Genomic DNA, 22,195 nt, shown 5'->3' on the forward strand with positions numbered 1-22,195 from the left:
ATGCATCAACAGGAAATACAGCAACAGTGACTGTGAACGGAATTATAAGTACAGGCGCACCGATTGTGAATTTAAATGAAACATCATTATCAGGAACAAGTTTGACTACCACTGTAAACGGAGTTTCAAGTACGGCTTTAGATTTAAGTCCAATTTTAGCTTCAGGCACAACCAATACTTTAGGTTTGGTAGAAAATACATTGACTTCAAATGTAAATGGAGTTTCGTCAACATCAAATACAGTCAGCGGAGTTTCCAATGCATCAACAGGAAATACAGCAACAGTGACTGTGAACGGAATTATAAGTACAGGCGCACCGATTGTGAATTTAAATGAAACATCATTATCAGGAACAAGTTTGACTACCACTGTAAACGGAGTTTCAAGCACGGCTTTGGATTTAAGTCCTATTTTAGCTTCCGGCACAACCAATACTTTAGGTTTGGCAGGAAATACATTGACTTCAAATGTAAATGGAATTTCGTCAACATCAAATGCTGTCAGTGGAGTTTCCAATGCATCGACAGGAAATACAGCAACAGTGACTGTGAACGGAATTACAAGTACAGGTGCACCGATTGTGAATTTAAACGAAACTTCTTTATCAGGAACAAGTTTGACTACCACTGTAAACGGAGTTTCAAGTACAGCTTTAGATTTAACTCCTGTAATTTCGGCATTGCAGACGGTTACCGATTTAGTTCAGGCTCCGGCTACCGGAGTAATTACGTATACCAATGAAAGCGGAACTAATCAGACCGCGAATGTAACTAGTGCAAATGCAGGCAATATTTTAACGGTTGGAACAGATGGCGGCTCTTTGTTGACATCAGCTGCACTTACCACTGCAACATTGGTTTCAAATGCTTCTAGCTCAAATACTTCAACAGTAACAGTAAACGGAGTAACTAGTACAGGCGCACCAATTGTCAATACTAATATCTTAACAGCTGCAAATGGAAATTTGGTTTCAACTGTAAATGACATTGCATCATCCCCTTCAGTCCCTGTTTTGATTTCTGCAAATAATGGGCTAACTGTAACCAATGGAAATGTACAATTAGGAGGTACATTGATACAGCCTACTACAATTGCTACTAATGGTACGAACACTTTGGCTATTTCAGGTTTACAAACGGTTACTACACCAACAACAGATAATTTTGTAACAGTAGATGGAAGCGGTAATTTGCATCAGCGAACAGTAGGAGACGCAGTTGGTACTATAGGCTGGCTAATATCAGGAAATACCGGTACAACAGCAAGTAACTTTTTAGGTACAATAAGTAACCAGCCTTTAATGTTTCGCATTAACAATACTCCCTCAGGTATGATAACCACAAGTAATACCACTTTAGGTTATCAGGCCTTGAGTACAGGATCTTTTGAAAGTACAGCCATAGGAGTAGGTGCTTTGACAGTAGGATCTGGAGGTGGAGATAATACCGCTGTAGGATTTAATGCATTGAATAGACTAACAAGTACAGTTGGTAATACTGCAGTCGGCGCACTGGCATTAAATAAGTTTTTAGGTAGTGCTGCGGGAGGCTGGAATACGGCTGTAGGTTATTTAGCATTAGCAGGACCTGGTGGAGCAGCTACTAGTACCGGTGCCTACAATAGTGCTTTGGGATCAACAGCATTAAATGTAAATACTACAGGTAGCAATAATGTGGCATCCGGATATGGCGCACTTGCAGCCAATACAACAGGTTCTAATAATACTGCCGTAGGTACAAATACTCTTAACATTGCTACAGCAGGAAACTATAACGTAGCTATTGGTATTAATACTGGTACTGGTAATTTGGTTGGTCTTACTACCGGTAGTAACAATATATTGATAGGTGGAGCATCAGGGATTAATATAAATGCATCGACACAAATTGTCAGTAATGAAATGAATATTGGCAATACTTTGTTTGGAACAGGTGTAAATAATACAATTGGGTCAGGTAGAATTGGAATTAATAACAATGCACCCACTAATACATTGCACATAACTGCAACATCAGATCCTATTCGTGCGGAAGGGTTGCAGACAGGTACAGCAACAGACAATTTTGTAGTGGTTAATGCTACAGGAGTACTTAAAACAATTGCACCAAATGCTGCAAACTATTGGAGAATGACTGGAAATGGAGGAACTGATTCGGCATCGAATTTTCTTGGGACTACAGATGGACAGCCTTTAATGTTTAGAATTAACAATGTCAAAGCTGGAATATTGTCTCAAACTGGTGTTACAGCATTTGGTCTTAGAGCGTTGTCGAATTCAGTCGGAACAAATAACACTGCATTTGGACATAATACTTTGACGAGTTCATCAAGCGGTACAGGAAATGTTGCAGTTGGATATAGAGCGCTTGAAGGTAATACAGGAAATTTTAATACAGCATTAGGAGTTGGAACGCTTCTTAATAATACATCTGGAAATCAAAATATTGCAATAGGTAATAGTGCATTAGGTCTTTTAGCAAGTGGTACAGGTAATATTGCTTTAGGATATCAATCGGGAACAAACGTCACATCTGGAAGTCAAAATATTATAATAGGAAATACGATTGATCTGCCTTTGGCAACAGGAAGTAATCGTTTGAATATAGGAAATGCGATTTTTGGTATAGGAGTAAATAATTTGGGATCTTCAGCAAAAGTTTCGAAAATTGGAATCAATATCGACACACCTACAAATACACTTCATGTTTCGCCGCAGACTATTGGTTCAGATGATCCAGTTCGAATTGAAGGACTTAAAACCGGAAGTACAACAACAGATAATTTAGTGGTAGCCGATGGAAATGGAGTTTTAAAAATTGTAAGTCCGTTTTATGCCGCATTGGGACCATGGCATATTCAAACTACTAATGATAAAGCTACTTCAAATACAGATGCAATTTATCAAATGGGAAAAATTGGCATTAATACATCAGACATGTTTGGAGGAACTGCCGATCCTAATACCTGGCTTGCTGTAAATGGTTCCATACAAACTACATTAAATACTTATCCTGATTATGTTTTTGAAAATTATTTTAAAACAACCAATATTATAAATGCAGACTATTCTTTTAAATCTCTTAACGAAATTGAAAAATTTATTAAAGAAAATAAACATCTGCCCGGAGTTACCGGAATAAAAGAGTTGTCAAAAAATGAAAGAGGTGATTACATTTTTAATATCTCGAAATTATCGGTACAGGTTTTAGAAAAAGTAGAAGAACTCTATTTATATACCATCGAACAGCAAAAGCAACTTGATGCTAAAGACAAAGAAATTCAAAAACTTAAAGAAACTGCTGTCGAAATGGATTTAAGAATTGCCCGTCTGGAAAAACTAGTAGAAAAAACGTCTGATAAAAAATAATTTCAAATGTCATTTTAAAATTTGATTCTATGAAGCTACTGATACAATATGGTTTAGTTCTTTTATGCTGTTTTGGGAAAATCTTTGCACAGACCATCAATACAGGAGTATTTACAATAGAACCTAATACTGATTTTTCGACCATTTTTGATTTTGATAATACAACAGATGGAGATGTCTTAAACAATGGAAATTTTTATGTGTACGCTAATTTCAAGAACGATGGTTTGTTTACTTATACTGATTCAGCAAATGGGAAAACGTTTTTTATTGGTAATTCTCAACAGCTAATAGAAGGAGGATCAATTTCTGGTTTTCAGAATATCGAATTTAATAACATTTCCAGTAAGTTTCCTTTTTTCTTAAAAACAACCGTTGCTGTTAATAAACAGGCTTTGTTTAAGAACGGAATTGTAGACGGTTCTAATGATGCGGGAAAAATGATTTTCAATACAAATGCATTGCATTCCGATACAAGCAATTTGAGTTTTGTTGATGGAAGAGTAGAAAAAGTAGGTGCTGCAAAATTTGAGTTTCCAATTGGAGATGATGTGTATTACAGACCCTCACTTAATGATGTCAGCAGTAGTCCAAATAATAGTTATACCACAGAATATTTTTTAGAGAATATAGCAACGACTAATCCTTACACCAGCAAAGAGGAAAGTATTATTGTAATAGACGAATTTGAATATTGGAATTTAACTCAGGAACAAGGAACAGATAAAGCTGTTTTAAGCCTTACATTGGATAAAAATACAACACCTTCGGTTTTTTTTCTGGAAAATACTGAAACTCAATTAGCGATAGTAAGATGGGATACTACATCTTCTAAATGGATTAATGAAAAGGGAGATACAGCGGATCTTTTGACCGGAGCAGATTATACAAAACTAATTACGACACAGGTAAGTGGTTATGGTATTTTTACAATAGCAATAGTAAAAAAAGAAAACCCGGAACCACCAACAGATGAAATTACAATTTACAATGCACTTTCACCAAATGGAGATGATATAAACGATACCTTTCACATTAAAGGAATTGATAAATTCCCTGATAATAAAGTCGAAATTTATAACCGTTGGGGCGTAAAAGTCTATGATGCGGTATCCTATAATGAGACTAATAATATGTTTCGGGGTTATTCAGAAGGACGTGGTACAGTCAAAAAAAGTGAAGGATTACCTGATGGCACTTATTTTTACATTCTTGAATATCAAAATGCTGATAAAACAATGCGAAGATCGGGTTATCTTTATATCAGTAAGGAGAACAAATAAAAAAGCGAGGCTATTAACCTCGCTTCATTTTTTATATTTTAAACTTCCATTTATGATGTTTGATCATCTATAGTGGCGTCAGGAGCATTTTTCTTTACAGATTCGATTCCATTTTCTCTGGCAGCAACGCTTTCATACATTTCACTAGAACCAATGATTTGTCCGTTTCCAGCTTTTAGATTGAAATACGGTTTTCCGTTTTTAGCTTCTTTTCTATCATAGCGATTGTCATCAGCTGCATTGTTTTTTACAGATTCAATACCATTATTGCAGGCTGCTTTTGTAGTATAACCTTCACTTGTTAGAATGGTCTGACCATTACCAGCTTTTAAATTGAATTGAAACTCTCCGTTGGCTCTGGTAGTAATTACAAATTTTCCCATGTAGTTTATTTTTAAAGTTAGGTAATAATTATTTTGCTATTGATAAAAATACAAAACTTAGTCATATAAATCATACATCTATTTGAAAAAATGATTATCAAAACAATAAAAATGATTGAAAAAGAGCCTTCTTTATTAAGTTAAAGTTATATTCCTAAACGAAAATCAGATACACTTTTTTCTTCTAAAATGATTTCTTCAAAAATACTTTGAGTTCCTTTGTCTACAGGACATTGCGTACTAATTCCCATCCAGATTTGTTTTGGATAATTGTTTTTGTATAAACGAACCATTTGCCAGTTCTTTTTATCTAAAGAATAATAACTTGCAACTGTTTTAGTATCCGAAGAGATTTTCATATAAACAGAAGGCTCTTTTACAACATCATGATTATTGTCGTCAGAAGTTCCCATGGTGCGAACTGTTACAATTCTGTGATTGCCTCTTTCGTCTTGTTCAAAGCAGAACTTCTGGTAAAAACTGTCATTCACATAAATATATAAAACACCGGCATTGTACAATCCTTTTTCGGTAAACTCAGGGGTAACTTTAGCAGTAAGCGTAAAAGGTTTGGTATTATCGACTTTTGATAAAAGCATTGGAGCTGTAGTATTGGATAATTTTCCGTCAGGATCAGAGAAATAATCTGATTTTTCGCCAGCTTTAAAAATTATTTTCTCTGCAGCTTCTTTTTTAATTAAACTATCAGCACCATTTACAGCTTTAGTAAAATGTATGTTTGATAATTTAATATCACATGGTAAACCATTTACAATGGCCGAATCTGTTTTAATTTCTTCTTTCATTGTTGTTTTTGCAGTTTCATTTTTATTATTACAGCTTGATAATACAGAAAGACTAAGGATAATAATAGTACTATAAAAAATTGTTTTCATAAATTATTTTTTTGGGATAGAAAGTGATATTTTTAATTTTCCAAAAATAGAATTGCTTTTAAACAAAGGCAATACGTAAAACTAACCAATTATATCCTTAAATGCCACAAAATACTTCTGTTGAAAACCAATTAATGACCACATTTTTAGAACAAAAGTTTGAGATTGAAGAATCGAATGACATTGAAATGTACAAACAATTTGTGGCTAATTATATAAAAATAGAACAATGTGTGGCAGTATTATCAGATTATCGTTCAGATTGCAGTTATATCTATGCAGGAAGTTTTGGTGCTGTTTTCGGACTTCCCGATGAAAATTCCGTAATTGATTCTGCTTTTGAAGAATGTATATTTACAAAAATCAATGCCGATGATATAGTGGAACGTCATATTTTAGAACTCAATTTTTATCAGTTTTTGAAAGAAATTCCTAAGGAAGAATACAGTAATTACAGTACTTTCAGTCGTCTAAGAATGAAAAGTTCCAACGAGAAAAATATGTATATCAATCATCGGACAATTTATCTTAAAACGTTCAATAATGGAAGTATTTCTCTTGCTTTATGTTTGTATCTTCCTTCAACCGATTTACAATCCAGAATAGGGATAGATGGAAAAATTATCAATATCAGGACAGGCGATATTGTAGAATCTGAGAAATATAAAAATAATGCAGAAAAGATACTTTCTAAAAGAGAAATTGAAGTTTTAAGCAGTGTTGCGAAAGGAAATAAAAGCGAACAGATTGCAACAGATATGCATATTTCCGTATACACTGTACGTCGACACAGACAGAATATTATTGAGAAATTAAAAGTGACTAATACAGCGGAAGCCATACAAACAGCTTTTGCAATGGGAATTATATAATTAATAAACTTACCGTGATTTTGTGTATTTTTATGATTGCCTATTCAAGTCACAAAGTTGATTTGAGAAGGTGATATTTATTTTTATGAAAGAAATTAGTGAAATTTTAAAAGCATATTCAAAAGCAAAAGCAGCTGGAAAAAAAACAGCTTTGGCGACTGTTGTCAAAGTTGAGGGTTCTTCTTACCGTCAGCCGGGAGCACGCATGCTGGTTACTGAAGAGGGAGAACTAACAGGTGCCATAAGCGGAGGTTGCCTTGAAGGCGATGCTCTCAGAAAAGCACTTCTTTCGATCCATCAAAAGCAAAATAAACTCATTACTTACAATACCAGTAATGAAGATGATATTGAATTAGGTTTACAGCTTGGATGCAACGGAATTGTACATATTTTGTTTGAATATATTCATGATGAGGCATTAAATAATCCGATTCAGCTTTTACAGCAATTAGAGATAGAAAGAAAAGAAGCCGTAATTGTTACTGTTTTCTCTTTAAAAAGAAACGCAAAACAGATTGGAACGGCTTTATTTTATAGAAAGGAAAATTCTGTTTTGAAGAATACAGATGAAGTTTTGAATATAATTGCAGCTGTAAAAGAAGTATGGAAAAACAAAACTTCAATTGTAAAAAAACTTCAGCCTGAAAACGAGAGTGAAGCCTTGGTAGAATATATAAAACCTCCCGTTTCTATCGTCATTGCCGGAGCAGGAAATGATGTACAGCCTTTAGTAAAAATGGCTTCAATTTTAGGCTGGAAAATTATTATTGGTGATGGTCGTGTAACTCATGCAATAGAAAAAAGATTTCCTAAAGCAGATACTGTAAAAGCTGTAAAACCAGCACAATTTTTAGAAAATATTACAATTGATGATCAAACCTATTTCGTTTTAATGACGCACAATTATAAATACGATTTGGCAGTTTTAAAATCACTTTTAGAAACTAATTGTCAATATATTGGAATACTGGGTCCTAAAACCAAATTGCATCGAATGCTGGATGATCTTCAAAATGAAGGAATAACTATAGTTGAAGAACAATTAAAACGTATTTACAGCCCAATAGGTTTAGATATCGGAGCTGAAACTTCAGAAGAAATTGCACTTTCTATTGTATCCGAAATAAAAGCTTTTTCAACAGCTAAGACAGGAACTTCTTTAAAGTTCAAATCAGGTAAAATACATGATGAGGTTTGGTATGAAAGATAAAATTCACAATAAAACCGCAATCATCATTTTAGCTGCAGGAAATTCTTCCAGATTAGGCAGACCGAAACAATTGTTACTTTATAAACAATCGACACTTCTAAAAAATACCATTTCAGAAGCACTAAAAGTTGAAAATTCTTTTGTAATAATAGTAACTGGAGCAAACAGTGAAATCATCGAAAAGGATCTTACTAATGTGCCAATAACAATATGCTTCAATACGAATTGGGAAAATGGATTGTCATCTTCAATCGTAAAAGGACTTAGCGGGTTATTACATTTAAATCCTGATTGTAAACAATGTATTTTTGCCGTTTGCGATCAGCCTTTTGTAACCAGTTCAATATTTGAAAAGCTTATAAAAGAATCTCATAAAACCAGAAAAGGAATTGTGACATCTGCTTATTCTAAAACCTTAGGAACTCCTGTTTTATTCCATAAAAAGTACTTCAATGAATTATTAGAATTAAAAGGACAAGAAGGAGCTAAAAAACTCATTAAAAAATATTCTGATGATGTAGTTGCAATTGCTTTCGAAAAAGGAAGTATTGATATTGATACGGAGGAGGATTATTTTAAGTTGATTTCGTAAGGATGACAAACTGGTTGAGTAAATTTTTGAAAAACTTTGCGTAAACCTTGCGTAAACCTTTGTGAATTTGCGAGTTTAAAAAAAAACTTAGCGTCTTTGAGGCAAAACCAATTGCCGAGCCAAAGATAAAACCCTTTCTACAGTAATATCAATTTCTTCTTCTGTAGTAAATCTTCCCAAACTAAAACGAATTGAGCTCAAAGCGTCTTCATCAGACAATCCCATTGCTTTTAAAACATGCGAAGGTTCCGAAGTAACCGCAGAACAAGAAGAACCATTAGAAACTGAAATATTGCCCAAAGCCATAATAAGCTGTTCAGAATTCAAGCCTGGAAAACAAATATTTGTAGTATTATAAATTCGATTTGCAGTATTACCATTTACAAAAGAACCTTCAAATTGTAACAAGCCAGATTCTAGTTTGTTTCGTAATAGATTAATTCTATTTGAATCTTTTTCTAATTCATTCACAGCTATTTCTGCTGCTTTACCTAAACCGATAATTCCAGGAACATTGAGTGTTCCGCTGCGTAATTTTCGCTGTTGTCCTCCGCCTGTCATCTGAGCTATTAATTTTAATTTGGCTTTTGCCGAAATGTATAAAGCACCAACTCCTTTTGGGGCGTAAAATTTATGAGCGGACAATGTTAAAAGATCAATTCCTGAAACTTTTACATCGATTGGAATTTTACCGACTGCCTGAGTGGCGTCACACATAAAAAACACATTTTTACTTTTAAGCAGTTTAGAGATTTTATTGATATTCTGTATGACACCAGTCTCATTGTTAGAAAGCATTCCGATGAAAACCAATGTTTTATCTGTTATAGCTTTACTGAAGAGAGTAAGATCTAAAAGACCGTCACGTTGAACAGGTAAATAACTGACTTCAAAGCCGTTATTTTCCATAAACTGGCAAGTTTCAAGTACCGCTTTGTGTTCTGTTTGAATGGTAACAATATGTTTTCGTTCCTGATCAGCCAGACCTTTTATTGCTAAATTTATTGCTTCTGTAGCACCAGACGTAAAAATAATTTCTTCGGCATCGGCATTAATTAAATCCGCAACTTGCCAGGCAGAATTTTCTATAGCTTCATTGACCGTTAAACCTGCGATATGCTGACTAGTAGAATTAGCATATAAATCAGTAAAATACGGAAGCATAGTTTCTAAAACGCGTTCATCAACTTGAGTTGTGGCATTATTATCTAGATAAATATTTTGTTGATGTGGCATAATTAAAACTTAGTGTTGTAAAAGTACAATTTTCAAAGTAAAAAATAAATCAGCATAATTTTGCTTAACCGCAAAGAGCGTAAAGTTTTTTTATAAGCGTTTTACAAAACCACAAAGTTCGCAAAGCTTTGTGTAGAGGAAGCTTTGCGAACTTTTTCTATAGATAATTAAAAGAAACATCCTTAGCGCGCTTTGCGTTAAAAAAACACTGAAATTGTAATTATTCTAAATAAGCCTAATGTTTGAATTTCATAACTTTTTGTGATTTAAGATCGTTAAATTTGTTAGAATACCCAAGTGATTTTGCTAATTTAAAATAGATAGAATGGCTTCTAAAAAAAACAATCCGAAAGAAGTAACGGAGAATGATTCGAATTCCCGTCGTGACTTTATAAAAAAATCGGGACTTTTTACTGCGTTAGCTTTTACACCGCCTTCATTGGTCATGGCTTCAGAGAACAAATGGGATGAAAAAATAGCAGAGTATTTAGAGACAGTACCGCTATCTATTGAAGTAAATGGTAAAAAACACAATCTTAATATTGAGCCCAGGACTACTTTACTTGATTTGTTAAGAGAGCAATTACAACTTACCGGAACCAAAAAAGGTTGCGATCACGGGCAATGTGGTGCCTGTACAGTTCATGTAAACGGAACCCGAATTTTATCCTGTTTGACTTTGGCTTCCATGCAGCAAAATGCTCAGGTCACAACAATCGAAGGACTTTCAAAAGGAAAAAAACTACATCCAATGCAGGAAGCTTTTATAAAACATGATGGTTTTCAGTGCGGTTATTGTACGCCTGGACAAATCATGTCGGGAATTGCCTGTATTAAAGAAGGACATGCCAACAGCAGAGAAGAAATTAGTGAATATATGAGCGGTAATATCTGTAGATGTGGTGCTTATCATAACATTGTAGATGCTATAACCGAAGTGAAGGAAGGAGGGAAGGAAATATGAAAAACTTTCAAATAATTAGAGCATTATCATCAGGTTCGGCAGTAACCAATATTGACAAAGAAAAAGAAGCGATGTTTATTGCCGGAGGAACCAATCTGGTTGATTTAATGAAAAAGAATGTAGTTGCTCCAGACAAATTGGTTGATATTAACGGACTGGATTTAAAAAAAATAGAATTTCTGAAAGGAAAAGTTGCTATAGGCGCTTTGGCAAAAAACAGTCAGGTTGCTGAAGATGCTTCTATAAAAGAAAAACATCCTTTATTGGCTTTGGCATTAGCAGCCGGAGCTTCTCAGCAAATAAGACACATGGCAACGGTTGGCGGAAATATGCTCCAAAAAACACGCTGTTCTTATTTTTATAATACCGATATGCCGTGTAATAAAAGAAATCCAAAGAGTGGCTGCGGTGCGATTGGCGGTTCAAACAGAATGTCAGCTATTTTTGGTGCTTCGGACAGTTGTATTGCCGTTCATCCAAGCGATATGTGTGTGGCCTTGGCGGCATTAGACGCACAGGTTTGGGTAGAAGGTCCTAAAGGAAAACGACAAATTAAGTTTACCGATTTCCATCGTCTTCCGGGAAATACACCGGAAAAAGACAATACTTTAAATAATAAAGAATTAATCACTTCAGTTGAAATTCCAGATAATAATTTTACTAAAAATGTGCATTATTTAAAAGTTCGTGACAGAACGAGTTATGCTTTTGCATTGGTATCAGTAGCTGTTGCTTTAGACTTAAAAAATAATGTAATAAAGGATGTCAGACTGGCTATGGGTGGTGTAGCGCATAAACCCTGGAGATTAAAAGAAACAGAGGAATATCTGAAAGGAAAAACAATTTCAGAAGAAACATTCAGACAAGCCGCAAGTTTAGCAATGAATGGCGCAAGAGGATATGGTGATAATGATTTTAAAATCACACTTGGAGCCAATGCCATAACAGAAGCACTTACAATAGCAGCATCAAAATAATTAGAATTATGAGTAAGACAAGTAATATTAATAGAGTTGACGGATTTGCTAAAGTAACGGGTTCAGCAACTTATTCAGCAGAATATAAAACGGCTGGTGTTGTATATGCATGTTTGGTGGGAAGCACTATTGCAAAAGGAAGAATCAAAACCATTGATACTAAAAAGGCAGAATGGGCACCAGGAGTTTTGGCTGTAATCACATATTTAAATGTGGATAAACCCGTCGGCTACGAAAAAGCAAAAGACAAACATAATTTTGGTCAGCCCCTTCAGATTTTTAAAGACGATTCGGTTTTATATTACGATCAGCCAATTGCGTTGATTATTGCAGATACATTCGAACGTATGCAATATGCTGCAAGCTTAATTAAAGCAGATTATTTTAAAGAAGAGCATTCGACAGATCTTCATAAAGTAGCTGATAAAGAGAAAAAAGTTGAAACAGATAAAGGAAATGATTACCATCGTGGTGAACATGACGGATATAAAAATGCAGAAGTAGTTTTAGAAGCTGAATATACGATTCCAACAGAAGTTCATAATCCAATGGAATTGGCAAATATCATTGCAAAATGGGATGGAAATAAGCCCATTTTGTATACCAAAAGCCAAGGTGTTGAAGGAACACGCAGAAGTATAGCAGGAGTTTTTGGAGTACCGGTTGAAGATGTTGAGGTTCATGCAGAATATCTTGGAGGTGCGTTTGGTATGGGATTACATACATGGCCGTATGAAATTGCAGCATTAATTGGTTCTAAGAAATTAAACCGTCCGGTAAAATTAGTTTTGCATCGCGAACAGATGTTTACCAATGTAGGTTTCAGACCTTACACGATTCAGAAAATGGGTCTGGGCGCAACAAAAGATGGAAAACTGACAGGTTTAACTCATGAAGCAGTTGCAATGACTTCGAGCTATGAAGATTTCATGGAAGGAACAGTAAATATGTCGCGATTTATTTATGATTGTGCTAATGTTTCGACTCGCTACAGGATTGTGCCTTTGGATACCTGTACACCAATCTGGATGCGTGGTCCGGGTGAGGCGACAGGTTCTTTTGCATTAGAGTCTGCCATGGACGAATTGGCGCATAAATTAAATATGGATCCGATTGAATTTCGTAAGCTGAATTATGCTGAAAAAGATCAGGAACAAAATAAACCGTGGAGCAGTAAATATCTTTTGGAATGTTACGAGGGCGGAATGGAACGCATTGGCTGGAAAAACCGTAAAAATGAACCCGGTACTGTGAAAGAAGGAAACTGGCTGGTTGGTTATGGAATGGGAACAGGAACTTTTGGTTGCTATCGAAGCCCGACTTCGGTAAAAGCAAAATTCCTGTCTGACGGAAATCTAGTTCTGCAATGCAGTGTAAATGATATGGGACCCGGGACTGCAACCATGATGACTGCGATTGGAGCTGAAATAACGGGTCTTCCTGCCGAGAATGTTATCATAGAAATGGGAAAAAGCGGATTGCCAAAGGGGCCTACACAAGGTGGTTCTGCGACGACTTCGTCGGTTGGTTCTGCGGTTCACGATTCTTGTAATTTATTAGTGAGCAAAACATTAGAATTAGCAACACAAAATCCGACTTTTAAAGGAATTCCGATTACAGATTTAACTTTTGAAAATGGTATAATTTCTTCTAAAAAAGAGGCAAAAAAGACTATTGCTATAACTTCTTTGTTGAGTGCTAATAAATTAGACGGATTAGAAGTGGAAAATCTCTCCAAAGGAGCAGAAGAAGCTAAGAAATATTCAATTTATTCGTTTTCAGTTCATTTTGTAAAAGTATTGGTGAATCCGAATTTAGGAAAGATACGATTGGCACACGTAGTTTCCTGTGCTGATATTGGAACGGTTATCAATCAAAAGACATCAGCAGGGCAAATGTATGGAGGAGCAGTAGGAGGAATCGGAATGGGATTAATGGAAGCGCTGGAAATCGATCATCGTTTTGGTCGTCCAATCAATAATAATTTTGCTGATTACCATGTTCCTGTAAATGCTGATATAGAAAAACAAGAAGTCTTTTTCGTTAATAAAAAAGACCCAATTAGTAATCCAATGGGAACAAAAGGTCTTGGAGAAACGGCTTTGGTTGGAATGGCGCCTGCAATTGCAAATGCTGTTTTTAATGCAACTGGAAAGCGAGTGCGGGATTTACCAATTACATTGGATAAAATTATAGAAACTGTAAAGGTTTAAAACAAAAAAGAGAGATATTGAAAGATGTTTCTTTTTTTTACATTTCAATTTTAAAAATAGCTCGTGGTTTCAATCATGAGGACACAATCAAAAAACAATCCGTTTCCGGTGGTTGAAAGCATGGCTATATCGAAGAGAATTGTGTTTACAAATGCAAAGTGAATTATCTAAACAAAAAAGAGACATTTAAAAATGTCTCTTTTATAAAAATATCTGAAAACGATTAATTATTTAACCGTAATTGGCAATTCAACAGTTGTTTTATCCCATCCAATAACTAAATTAGCCACATTGCCTTGAGTTGTAAAAGCAATAGATAAAGCTTCGATAACATCAGAAACTGATTTTACAGGAACAGAAACTCTTACAACATCTTTCTTTTCGTCATAAGCATAACCACCCCATAAATCCAACTCTTTATTGATAATGATGGTCCATTTATCTTTTTCAGGAATTGCAAATAAACTGTAGTATCCTGCTGCAACTTTTTTACCACCGATTGTTACATCTTTGTAGAATTTAATCTCTGTGTTTTCATTAGCACCAACTCTCCAGATTTCACCAAACTTTACTACATCACCAAAAATAGTTCTTCCTTTTACCGAAGGTCTTGCATAAATAACTTTGATAACTGGATTTGGAGTATCCGTTTTCTTAAATTTTACCGCTTTGTTTGGGAAATAAGAAATATCAACAGGACTATTGTCAAGTGGAGCAAATTTTATCACATCTTGCGCCTGAACTGTAAAAGCAGCAAACAATGTAACTGCTAGTAAATAAATTTTTTTCATAGGATTACAATTTTTAGATAACTACAAAGTAAGTTAATAATGAAGAAAAATCATATAATTTACTGCTTGTTTTTTGTTAATGAATTGGTAATGATTTTATTCACTTTTCTTTTTAGCGTACCAATCCTGCATGATATAAAACGCTTTTTTCTTTTCTCCGTCATTAGAGATTAAACCTTTGCGGTTGTAGCCGTCCTGGATTCCCGGAAGTAATCTTTTCGGTGATCTGAAATCAACCAGAATCCACGGACTTGTACCACTTAAATGTGGGATTTTTTCAATCATTTTTAAATTTTGGATATATAAATATTCCTGATATTCTTCAGTCCAACGCTCGTTTTTCTCTCCGTGAAAGCCGGCTTTTGCATCACCACCAAATTCAGAAACAAAAACAGGTTTGTTGTAAGGTGTAGTCCAAAATGTTTTTTCAGCATTTTCTAAATTACCGCCGTACCAGCCTAGATACTGATTGAAAGCAATAATGTCAAGTGATTTACCAATTTCATCGTCAATCTTTCCATTATGCGTTAATAAAGCTGCGCTGATTAATCTTGTATGATCCAATGATTTTGTATGAGTTACTAAATTCGTTATAAAAGTATTTCGAGCGTCAGAAACAGGAGTTTCATTTGCCATAGACCAAATTACAATACTAGCTCTGTTTTTATCTCTTGTAATCGCAGCTGTTAACTGGTCTTGTGCATTTTTATAGGTGTTTTCATTTTTAAATTCAACGGTCCAGTAAACCGGAATTTCTTCCCAAACCATTAATCCCATTTTATCCGCTTCTCTAACCATATTTTCATTATGTGGATAATGCGCCAGACGAACATAATTACAGCCTAATTCTTTTGCCCAGTTTAATAAACGTAGAGCATCTTCCTGAGAATTGGCACGTCCGCCTTTGGCATTTTCTTCATGAATCGAAATTCCTCTTAGAAATACTGGTTTTCCGTTCAGTAGTATTTTGTCTTCTTTCGTTTCAATCGTTCTGAAACCAATTTTATCGTTTAATTTTTTTCCGTTAAAGTCAACAGTTACATCATATAATTTTGGATTTTCTGGTGACCAGTAAGAGATTTTTTTCGCTGGAATTTCAAAATTTAAAATTCCTTGCGTGTCGGCTTTTCCTTTGAAATTAATTTTTAATTCAGGAATAGAAATCGAAATCTGATTTTTTGATGTATCTAAATTGTTGATTTTTATAAATCCTGAGATGATATTTGCATTGTCTTTTTTCAGCTGAATAGTATAATCTTCCACAAATGATGATTCTTCTTCAATTAAAGTCACATCGCGTGTAATTCCGCCGTAATTCCACCAATCGGTGTTGACTGTTGGGACATCTTCTTTATGACGGGTATTATCCACTTTAATTACAAGATAATTTCCTGTAGGTTTTACAATCGAAGTGACTTCATAATTAAAAGGGGTAAAACCACCTTCATGAGTTCCTAGTTTTTTTCCGTTCAAATAAACATCTGCTTTGTAATTGATGGCTCCTAAATATAAAAACAGACGTTTGTTAGCTCCTAAATTATAATCGAAAGATTTTTTGAACCAAACATTTCCTTCGTAATATTTTAATTCCGTAACCTGAGAATTCCAGTCGCCCGGAATATTGATTGTCGGTGATTTATCAAAATCATATTCTACCAATTCCTGTTTGTTTTGAGCATGGTAGTTCGTGAAAAAGGCTCCTTTTGCCGGTTTTTCACTTTTGTCGTATTGATCAAGGTGAAAGCTGTAAAAACCTGTTTGGTAAGGATCGATAATATAATTCCAGACTCCGTTTAAAGAAGTGGTATTTCGGTTTGGTACATTGGAGATTAGGTTTTGTGCAAATCCTGGAATAGAAGAGGTTAGGAGTAATGCGATTAATAGTTTTTTCATTGTATTATAATTTGTTTTGTATTTGTGTTTTTTTTGCCACTAAGACGCTAAGACACAAAGTTTTTTAGTTTGGTTTGTCATCCTGACGGAGGAAGGATCTCCGTAAGCAGCTCCCCAAACTAAATCGACAATCTATGTAGAGTTACTTGTGGAGATCCTTCCTTCGTCAGGATGACAATAATGCAAGAATACTGCGCTTCTTTACAATAGCCAGACTAAAAAAAACTTTGTTTCTTAGCGTCTTAGTGGCCAGAAATCTTACTCAACAGGAATCTTCAAATATTCTCCTTTAAAACTTTGATTCAAAGCCGTCATTTCAATCGGTTTTCCGGAACCATCAGGAATAACTTCTATAGAAGCTTTCCCATTGGCCATTCTGATAGATTCACTTCCTGTTGGAGTTCCCTGGCTTTTTAGCGTTTTTCCACCTTTTAAACATTGAAAATAAACACTTTCTTCATAATCTAAACAGCGTAGATTATTATTGTCAATTGCAATTGCAGTAACTAAATAATTTCCGTTTTTCAATTTTTCTGAAGACAATTGTAAAGATGAAGCCGTATCATTTTTATTGAAACGATAATTGACTTTTAGAGTATCAGAAACTGTTTTTCCATCTTTATTTTTTCCAATAGCGATCAGAATGTTTTCTCCTTTTTTGAAATTAATATCCCAAGTCAAACCATTTGCCGGATATAATGAAAGATTGCGTTGTTTTTCACCCAACAATTTTCCATCGTGGAATAAAGTCACTTTTTCGCAGTTGCTGAATACGCTGATAGTTCTCGGAGTATTTTCGGGACCTTGGCGTTCTGTCCAGGTATGCGATTCTATATAAGTAAAAGGTTCTTTTGCCCAGTAACTTTTAAAAACATAATAGGCATCTTTCGGAATTCCGTTTCGGTCAGTCAATCCTTTTTGATTCATATACGGAATATCATCTTCCGGCCTTAACGGTGTTGCAAAATCCTTAAATGCCCATTGGATATTGCCCACAAACGTCGGGTCATTTTCCGATACATGTAAATGCCAGTCAAATAAATCAACTATGTAATTTTCGCTCCAGTCACCAATTTGAGCAATGTTTGCCACTTTAGTTTGTACAATAGCTTCTTCCCATCCTTCCGCTTTAATAATATTTTCGCCGGTAACCGGATTTTCGCTGTGACGCCCTACATGACTGTCACCACCATATTCAGCATGAATAAAATGTTTGTATTCTTTTTTGTAAACATTGATCGCTTTTTGATAGCTTTTGTAACTTCCCGAATACCATCCTGACCAGATAGAAGGCGAGAACACATCTACAATATGCGAACCTTCATAATATTTTCGAATTGCTGTTTTTCGGGTTGGATCTAATTTGTGAGCCAGATCATTTAATTCAGTTAAAAAAGCATTCGTTGTTTCATCATTATCTCCATCAGGAAAATCCGGAAGCCAGTTGATTTCATTTCCAAGCGACCAAATAATGATACTTGGATGATTGTAATTTTGATTGATGATTTCTGCCAGCATATTTTTGGCATTCGTTTTCCAGACCTCATTACCAATCCCGCCTCTGCACCACGGCAATTCATCCCAAACCAAAAGTCCGAGTTCATCGCAGGCTTTATACACCTCGGGATCTTGTGGATAATGTGCTAAACGAACAAAATTAGCCCCCATTTCTTTAATCGATTTCATATCTGCCCAATGCTGCTCGTTGCTCATCGCAGCGCCCACTCCGGCTTGTTCTTCATGGCGATGTGTACCGCGGATTAACAAACGTTTTCCGTTCAGGTAAAACGGACCATGATCTTTAAATTCAAACCATCTGAACCCCACTTTCTCAGAAATACTGTCCCTGATTTGATTTTTTTCTGCTAAAACAGCGGTTAGTTTATACAAATTCGGCTTTTCAGTGTCCCAAAGTTCTGGATTCTTGATGTTTTCAAAAGTAATTGTCGAAGTCTTATCTGAAACTGGAATGGTTTTACTCGCTACTTTTTTTCCTTTCGGATTTTTAAGTGTTATGGTTAATGATAAATCTTTTGAATTATCCGGATTTACAAAAGAAGAAACAATCTGCACCGAAGCTTTTTTTGCTGAAACTTCCGGTGTTGTGATTTTTAAATTATCAATATGATTTTTGTATTTCGAAACTAACCACACATCGCGCGTAATTCCGCCATAAATAAAGAAATCACTTTTTTGAGACGGAATGATTTCAATGTCATAACTATTATCAACACGAACAAAAATGTCATTATTTCCTTCTTTGATGAAGTTTGTAATATCAATCGAAAATCCAATATAACCACCAATATGATTTCCGGCTTCTTTGCCGTTTACATAGACTTTTGTGGTAACATTTGAACCTTCAAAGTATAAAGAATATACTTTGTTTTTGGCGATCTGTGAAATATTTAATTTCTTTTGATACCAGCTGGCATCACGTCTGTAACCCGGATTTAAGTCGGTTGCATCTTCGGCGTTCCATGTGTGTGGTAAGTTTAAAGGAATCCAGTTTGAAGCTTTTTCAGCCTCAATAAGATTTGGAGTATGATTTTCTAAGTAAAGCCAATTGTCGTTAATGTTCCTCTTTGTCTGAGCAAAACTGCTCAGACAAATTTGAAACAAAACAAAAAGCGCAAAAATTGAAAATGTATTGTAGTCTCTTTTTTTCATAAGGTTATAAGGCTTTTTTTCTTAGTAAAGCTTCCAGAAAATAATAGTCGGCGTAGATTATTGGTTCGTCAATTTCATCGTGTTTTGGCCAGTTTCCGGTACTGTGATCAAAAAGAAAAGGTGCCTTAATCTTATGATCTAAAATATAGGTATTGGTTTGTACCGAAGCCATCATTTTATCGGCGAAAGCCAAATAAGTTTGATTTTTAGTATAACCGTATAATTCATATAATGCTGATGCCATTACCATTGCGGCAGAAACGTCACGAGGTGAATTTGGAATAGCCGGATCTTTAAAATCCCAATATGGAATTTTGTCTTCCGGCAGGTTTTTATTGGTCATAAAAAATTTCGCTGTCGCTTCGGCTTGTTTTAAATAGGCTGGATCTTTTGTATAGCGGTAAGACATGGTAAATCCGTAAACTGCCCATCCCTGACCGCGTGCCCAAACCGAATCGTCACTGTATCCCTGAAGCGTTGTTTTCTTTCTTACTTCACCTGTATTCGGATTATAATCGATAACGTGATAACACGAATTGTCTTCTCTAAACTGATTTTTTAAAGTTGTATTGGCATGTTTAATTGCAATGTCGCGGTATTTTGGATTTCCGGATAATTTAGAAGCTTCAAAAAGCAGTTCCAAATTCATCATATTATCAATGATCACGGGATAATCCCAAATTTCTTTGTTGAAATCCCAAGAACGAATAGAGCCTACTTGTGGATTGAATCTTGTGCATAAAGTTTCAGCGCCTTTAATAATTACAGCTTCGTATTCTTTCTTTTTTTCCACTTTCAGCGCTTCTCCAAGACTACAAAACACTTTAAAACCTACGTCATGCGAATTACTGTTGATACTTTCTTTTTTACTGAATGGAGTCCATTTTTGGGCTTGTTCTTTATATTTCGAGTCACCTGTCAATCGGTATAACTGCCAAAGATTTCCGGCAAAAAAACCACTTGTCCAGTCTCTTGAAGGGACTTTTCGAATCTCATTGGTTTTAATATTCATACTTCTGGGCATCGACATAGAATCAACGGGATAATCGAGTAACATTTTGTAACGCGTTTCCAGAAGATTATTTGTTGCTGTGTTTTTTGTTTGAGGATTAATTCCAGACTTGCATGCTGCTGCCAGCGATGCAAATCCAAGAACTAAACAAACGAAACTAATTTTATTCATGTACAGGTATTATTTTTTTATTGGAATGTGATATCGCCACTTTTCAATTTTTAGCTGAATCATGGCGATCTCCTGCTAATTAATGTAACCTGTTGGATCAAATGAATTTATATCCAGCAGATTCATTAATTAATTCTAATTTTTAGTAACCAGGATTGTTTGGTTTTAAATTCGGATTAATTGCTAATTCGGTTCCTGGTAAAGGCCATAAATAATCTTTATTCGGATCAAAATTGGCGTGAGGTTCTAAACCATTTGGACCAAATACTTCGGGACCATTTTTAAGTCTCTTGATGTCATACCATCTGATGTATTCAAAAGCCAGTTCTAGTCTTCTTTCGTCAATAACCATTTTTCTAAAATCGGACTGAGATAAACCCGGAGTTACGTTTGCAGGAAAAGAAACTAATTTTCCGGCTTTATTTCTAGCTCTTGCACGAACACGGTTGACATAACCGTCAGCTTCTGAAGTTCCGGGTGTAATTTCGTTTAAAGCTTCAGCAGCAGTCAATAAAACTTCTGCAAAACGCATTGTGATGTAATTGTGCTGCGAAGTTCTTCCGTTAGCACCTGCTTTTCCCGGAAAACGGAAATATTTAGCAATATGCGGACGAGGTGCTTTTTCGTTATCGCTTGATGGATAAACCTGTAAAGCACCGCCTGGACCAGTTTTCTTTCTGATAATCGTATCAAAACTTACCGCTCTTCTATAGTCTCTCTGATCCCAGGTATTAAATACTTTTAAAGATGGAACGGCAACAGAGAATCCTTGTCCGTAACTGTAACTGTCATCTTTTAGTGAACCTGTGAAAAACGCTGTATAATCCTGACCGTAATTTCCTGAAGTCAGGTTGTTAAAGTCAATTGTAAATAAAGGTTCTTTTAATGTAGCGGTTTTAGTAGCGTTAAATAAATCCTGAAAATCAGCATCCAGTCCTAAACCAAATTTGGCTTCGTTTGTAATGACGTATTTGGCTTCGTCATAAGCTTTTTGGAAGTTTCCTAAAGTTAAGTAAACAGATGCTAAATAGCCTGCAGCAGTACCTTTTCCCGGAACTGCTTTTACTTTTGGTTTATCTTCCAGCCATTGTTTCGCAAATTCTAAATCGGCGATAATTTTTGGATAAACGTCTGCTTCTTTAGTTTTGCTCATCGAATTAATCTGATTAACGTCAGTCACTACAAAATCAATGTATGGAATGTCTCCAAAAAGGCGTACCAAATGATAATAAGTAAAAGCTCTCGCAAAATAAGCCTGAGCTACAATGGCATTTACTTTGGCAGGATCTCCAGGCGTTTTTTTAGCACCTTCAATTGCCTGATTTGCAGCTGTGATAATAACATAAGATTGAGGCCAAAAATTGGCTACAAGGGCATTAGTATCGTTCATACTCATGTCGTTAACATCAATACGTGCCGCCTGAGTTGTTCTGTCACCAATGTCGGCCATGTCATCGCGAAGCATCAGGGCGATTGTAAATTCTCTTCCCCAGTAATTGTTGTGGGCGATATTGGCAAAAGCACCGTTTACTGCCGCCTGTAAATCATCTGTATTGTTAAAAAAGTTGTCTGGACGAATGATACCTACCGGTTTTTCTTCCAAATCAGAACATCCCAAAAAAGCGAATGTTCCGAAGAATAGAAAAGCTATATATTTTTTCATG

At 35.3% G+C, this 22,195-nt stretch carries 15 protein-coding genes and 1 pseudogene; 8 read left to right on the top strand and 8 right to left on the bottom strand.

Annotation, left to right across the window (positions count from 1 at the left end; all coding sequences use genetic code 11):
* Nucleotides 1-3,368 (top strand): annotated as a pseudogene (locus tag ACFS3A_RS16435) (hypothetical protein); the annotation flags it as partial.
* 29 nt (nucleotides 3,369-3,397) lie between these two features.
* Nucleotides 3,398-4,651: a gliding motility-associated C-terminal domain-containing protein gene (locus ACFS3A_RS16440; RefSeq protein WP_379826648.1), complete on the top strand. Its 1,254-nt coding sequence runs from the start codon at nucleotides 3,398-3,400 to the stop codon at nucleotides 4,649-4,651.
* A gap of 50 nt (nucleotides 4,652-4,701) precedes the next feature.
* Here ACFS3A_RS16440 and ACFS3A_RS16445 read toward each other — a convergent pair whose 3' ends face one another.
* Together ACFS3A_RS16445 and ACFS3A_RS16450 are read right to left on the bottom strand one after the other, a co-directional pair.
* On the bottom strand, nucleotides 4,702-5,034 hold the full coding sequence (locus tag ACFS3A_RS16445) for a YegP family protein (RefSeq protein ID WP_109193934.1): 333 nt from the start codon (nucleotides 5,032-5,034) through the stop codon (nucleotides 4,702-4,704).
* 146 nt (nucleotides 5,035-5,180) lie between these two features.
* The gene (locus ACFS3A_RS16450) at nucleotides 5,181-5,930 is read right to left on the bottom strand and encodes a DUF1349 domain-containing protein (protein WP_379826649.1); all 750 of its coding nucleotides are present in this window, start codon (nucleotides 5,928-5,930) and stop codon (nucleotides 5,181-5,183) included.
* 101 nt (nucleotides 5,931-6,031) lie between these two features.
* Here ACFS3A_RS16450 and ACFS3A_RS16455 point away from each other — a divergent pair, with 101 nt between their 5' ends.
* The 3 genes from ACFS3A_RS16455 (at nucleotide 6,032) to ACFS3A_RS16465 (ending at nucleotide 8,604) form a co-directional block, all read left to right on the top strand.
* Entirely contained in the window at nucleotides 6,032-6,802 is a 771-nt protein-coding gene (locus ACFS3A_RS16455; RefSeq protein WP_379826650.1) for a response regulator transcription factor, read from the top strand.
* 85 nt (nucleotides 6,803-6,887) lie between these two features.
* Nucleotides 6,888-8,012 carry an XdhC family protein gene (locus tag ACFS3A_RS16460; protein WP_379826651.1) on the top strand — a complete coding sequence of 375 codons (1,125 nt, stop codon included), beginning with the start codon at nucleotides 6,888-6,890 and terminating at the stop codon, nucleotides 8,010-8,012.
* Complete coding sequence (locus tag ACFS3A_RS16465) at nucleotides 8,002-8,604, top strand: nucleotidyltransferase family protein (RefSeq protein ID WP_379826652.1); 603 nt, start codon at nucleotides 8,002-8,004, stop codon at nucleotides 8,602-8,604. Before ACFS3A_RS16460 ends, ACFS3A_RS16465 begins: the two co-directional genes overlap by 11 nt.
* Nucleotides 8,605-8,691: 87 nt before the next feature.
* Here the strand turns inward: ACFS3A_RS16465 and ACFS3A_RS16470 are convergent, their stop codons facing one another.
* A complete protein-coding gene (locus tag ACFS3A_RS16470; protein WP_379826653.1) occupies nucleotides 8,692-9,840 on the bottom strand; it encodes a cysteine desulfurase family protein in 1,149 nt (382 codons plus the stop codon).
* 325 nt (nucleotides 9,841-10,165) lie between these two features.
* Here ACFS3A_RS16470 and ACFS3A_RS16475 point away from each other — a divergent pair, with 325 nt between their 5' ends.
* From ACFS3A_RS16475 to ACFS3A_RS16485, 3 genes are read left to right on the top strand one after another with little or no spacing between them, the layout of a single operon-like run.
* On the top strand, nucleotides 10,166-10,804 hold the full coding sequence (locus ACFS3A_RS16475) for a (2Fe-2S)-binding protein (protein WP_379826654.1): 639 nt from the start codon (nucleotides 10,166-10,168) through the stop codon (nucleotides 10,802-10,804).
* Nucleotides 10,801-11,781, top strand: a complete 981-nt coding sequence (locus ACFS3A_RS16480; RefSeq protein ID WP_379826655.1) for an FAD binding domain-containing protein — start codon at nucleotides 10,801-10,803, stop codon at nucleotides 11,779-11,781. The genes ACFS3A_RS16475 and ACFS3A_RS16480 overlap by 4 nt, the downstream gene beginning before the upstream one ends.
* A gap of 8 nt (nucleotides 11,782-11,789) precedes the next feature.
* A complete protein-coding gene (locus ACFS3A_RS16485) occupies nucleotides 11,790-13,994 on the top strand; it encodes a xanthine dehydrogenase family protein molybdopterin-binding subunit (protein ID WP_379826656.1) in 2,205 nt (734 codons plus the stop codon).
* Between the two features lie 227 nt (nucleotides 13,995-14,221).
* On the opposite strand, the gene ACFS3A_RS16490 is transcribed toward ACFS3A_RS16485, so the two are convergent.
* The 5 genes from ACFS3A_RS16490 to ACFS3A_RS16510 form a co-directional block, all read right to left on the bottom strand.
* Nucleotides 14,222-14,785: a DUF2911 domain-containing protein gene (locus tag ACFS3A_RS16490; protein ID WP_379826657.1), complete on the bottom strand. Its 564-nt coding sequence runs from the start codon at nucleotides 14,783-14,785 to the stop codon at nucleotides 14,222-14,224.
* Nucleotides 14,786-14,881: 96 nt separating this feature from the next.
* A complete protein-coding gene (locus ACFS3A_RS16495) occupies nucleotides 14,882-16,678 on the bottom strand; it encodes a glycoside hydrolase family 2 protein (RefSeq protein ID WP_379826658.1) in 1,797 nt (598 codons plus the stop codon).
* 258 nt (nucleotides 16,679-16,936) lie between these two features.
* Entirely contained in the window at nucleotides 16,937-19,348 is a 2,412-nt protein-coding gene (locus ACFS3A_RS16500; RefSeq protein ID WP_379826659.1) for a glycoside hydrolase family 2 protein, read from the bottom strand.
* A gap of 4 nt (nucleotides 19,349-19,352) precedes the next feature.
* Nucleotides 19,353-20,531, bottom strand: a complete 1,179-nt coding sequence (locus ACFS3A_RS16505; protein WP_379826660.1) for a glycoside hydrolase family 88 protein — start codon at nucleotides 20,529-20,531, stop codon at nucleotides 19,353-19,355.
* A 142-nt stretch (nucleotides 20,532-20,673) separates the two neighbouring features.
* Nucleotides 20,674-22,194, bottom strand: a complete 1,521-nt coding sequence (locus ACFS3A_RS16510; protein WP_379826661.1) for a RagB/SusD family nutrient uptake outer membrane protein — start codon at nucleotides 22,192-22,194, stop codon at nucleotides 20,674-20,676.
* Nucleotide 22,195: the final 1 nt, after the last annotated feature.

The sequence above is a fragment of the Flavobacterium notoginsengisoli genome, assembly GCF_042686225.1.
Taxonomy (GTDB): Bacteria; Bacteroidota; Bacteroidia; order Flavobacteriales; family Flavobacteriaceae; genus Flavobacterium; species Flavobacterium notoginsengisoli.

Excerpts from the sequence above, each read along its gene's own strand:
- ACFS3A_RS16440 (WP_379826648.1), top strand. The coding sequence starts at position 3,398 with ATGAAGCTACTGATACAATATGGTTTAGTTCTTTTATGCTGTTTTGGG.
- ACFS3A_RS16445 (WP_109193934.1), bottom strand. The coding sequence starts at position 5,034 with ATGGGAAAATTTGTAATTACTACCAGAGCCAACGGAGAGTTTCAATTC.
- ACFS3A_RS16450 (WP_379826649.1), bottom strand. The coding sequence starts at position 5,930 with ATGAAAACAATTTTTTATAGTACTATTATTATCCTTAGTCTTTCTGTA.
- ACFS3A_RS16455 (WP_379826650.1), top strand. The coding sequence starts at position 6,032 with ATGCCACAAAATACTTCTGTTGAAAACCAATTAATGACCACATTTTTA.
- ACFS3A_RS16460 (WP_379826651.1), top strand. The coding sequence starts at position 6,888 with ATGAAAGAAATTAGTGAAATTTTAAAAGCATATTCAAAAGCAAAAGCA.
- ACFS3A_RS16465 (WP_379826652.1), top strand. The coding sequence starts at position 8,002 with ATGAAAGATAAAATTCACAATAAAACCGCAATCATCATTTTAGCTGCA.
- ACFS3A_RS16470 (WP_379826653.1), bottom strand. The coding sequence starts at position 9,840 with ATGCCACATCAACAAAATATTTATCTAGATAATAATGCCACAACTCAA.
- ACFS3A_RS16475 (WP_379826654.1), top strand. The coding sequence starts at position 10,166 with ATGGCTTCTAAAAAAAACAATCCGAAAGAAGTAACGGAGAATGATTCG.
- ACFS3A_RS16480 (WP_379826655.1), top strand. The coding sequence starts at position 10,801 with ATGAAAAACTTTCAAATAATTAGAGCATTATCATCAGGTTCGGCAGTA.
- ACFS3A_RS16485 (WP_379826656.1), top strand. The coding sequence starts at position 11,790 with ATGAGTAAGACAAGTAATATTAATAGAGTTGACGGATTTGCTAAAGTA.
- ACFS3A_RS16490 (WP_379826657.1), bottom strand. The coding sequence starts at position 14,785 with ATGAAAAAAATTTATTTACTAGCAGTTACATTGTTTGCTGCTTTTACA.
- ACFS3A_RS16495 (WP_379826658.1), bottom strand. The coding sequence starts at position 16,678 with ATGAAAAAACTATTAATCGCATTACTCCTAACCTCTTCTATTCCAGGA.
- ACFS3A_RS16500 (WP_379826659.1), bottom strand. The coding sequence starts at position 19,348 with ATGAAAAAAAGAGACTACAATACATTTTCAATTTTTGCGCTTTTTGTT.
- ACFS3A_RS16505 (WP_379826660.1), bottom strand. The coding sequence starts at position 20,531 with ATGAATAAAATTAGTTTCGTTTGTTTAGTTCTTGGATTTGCATCGCTG.
- ACFS3A_RS16510 (WP_379826661.1), bottom strand. The coding sequence starts at position 22,194 with ATGAAAAAATATATAGCTTTTCTATTCTTCGGAACATTCGCTTTTTTG.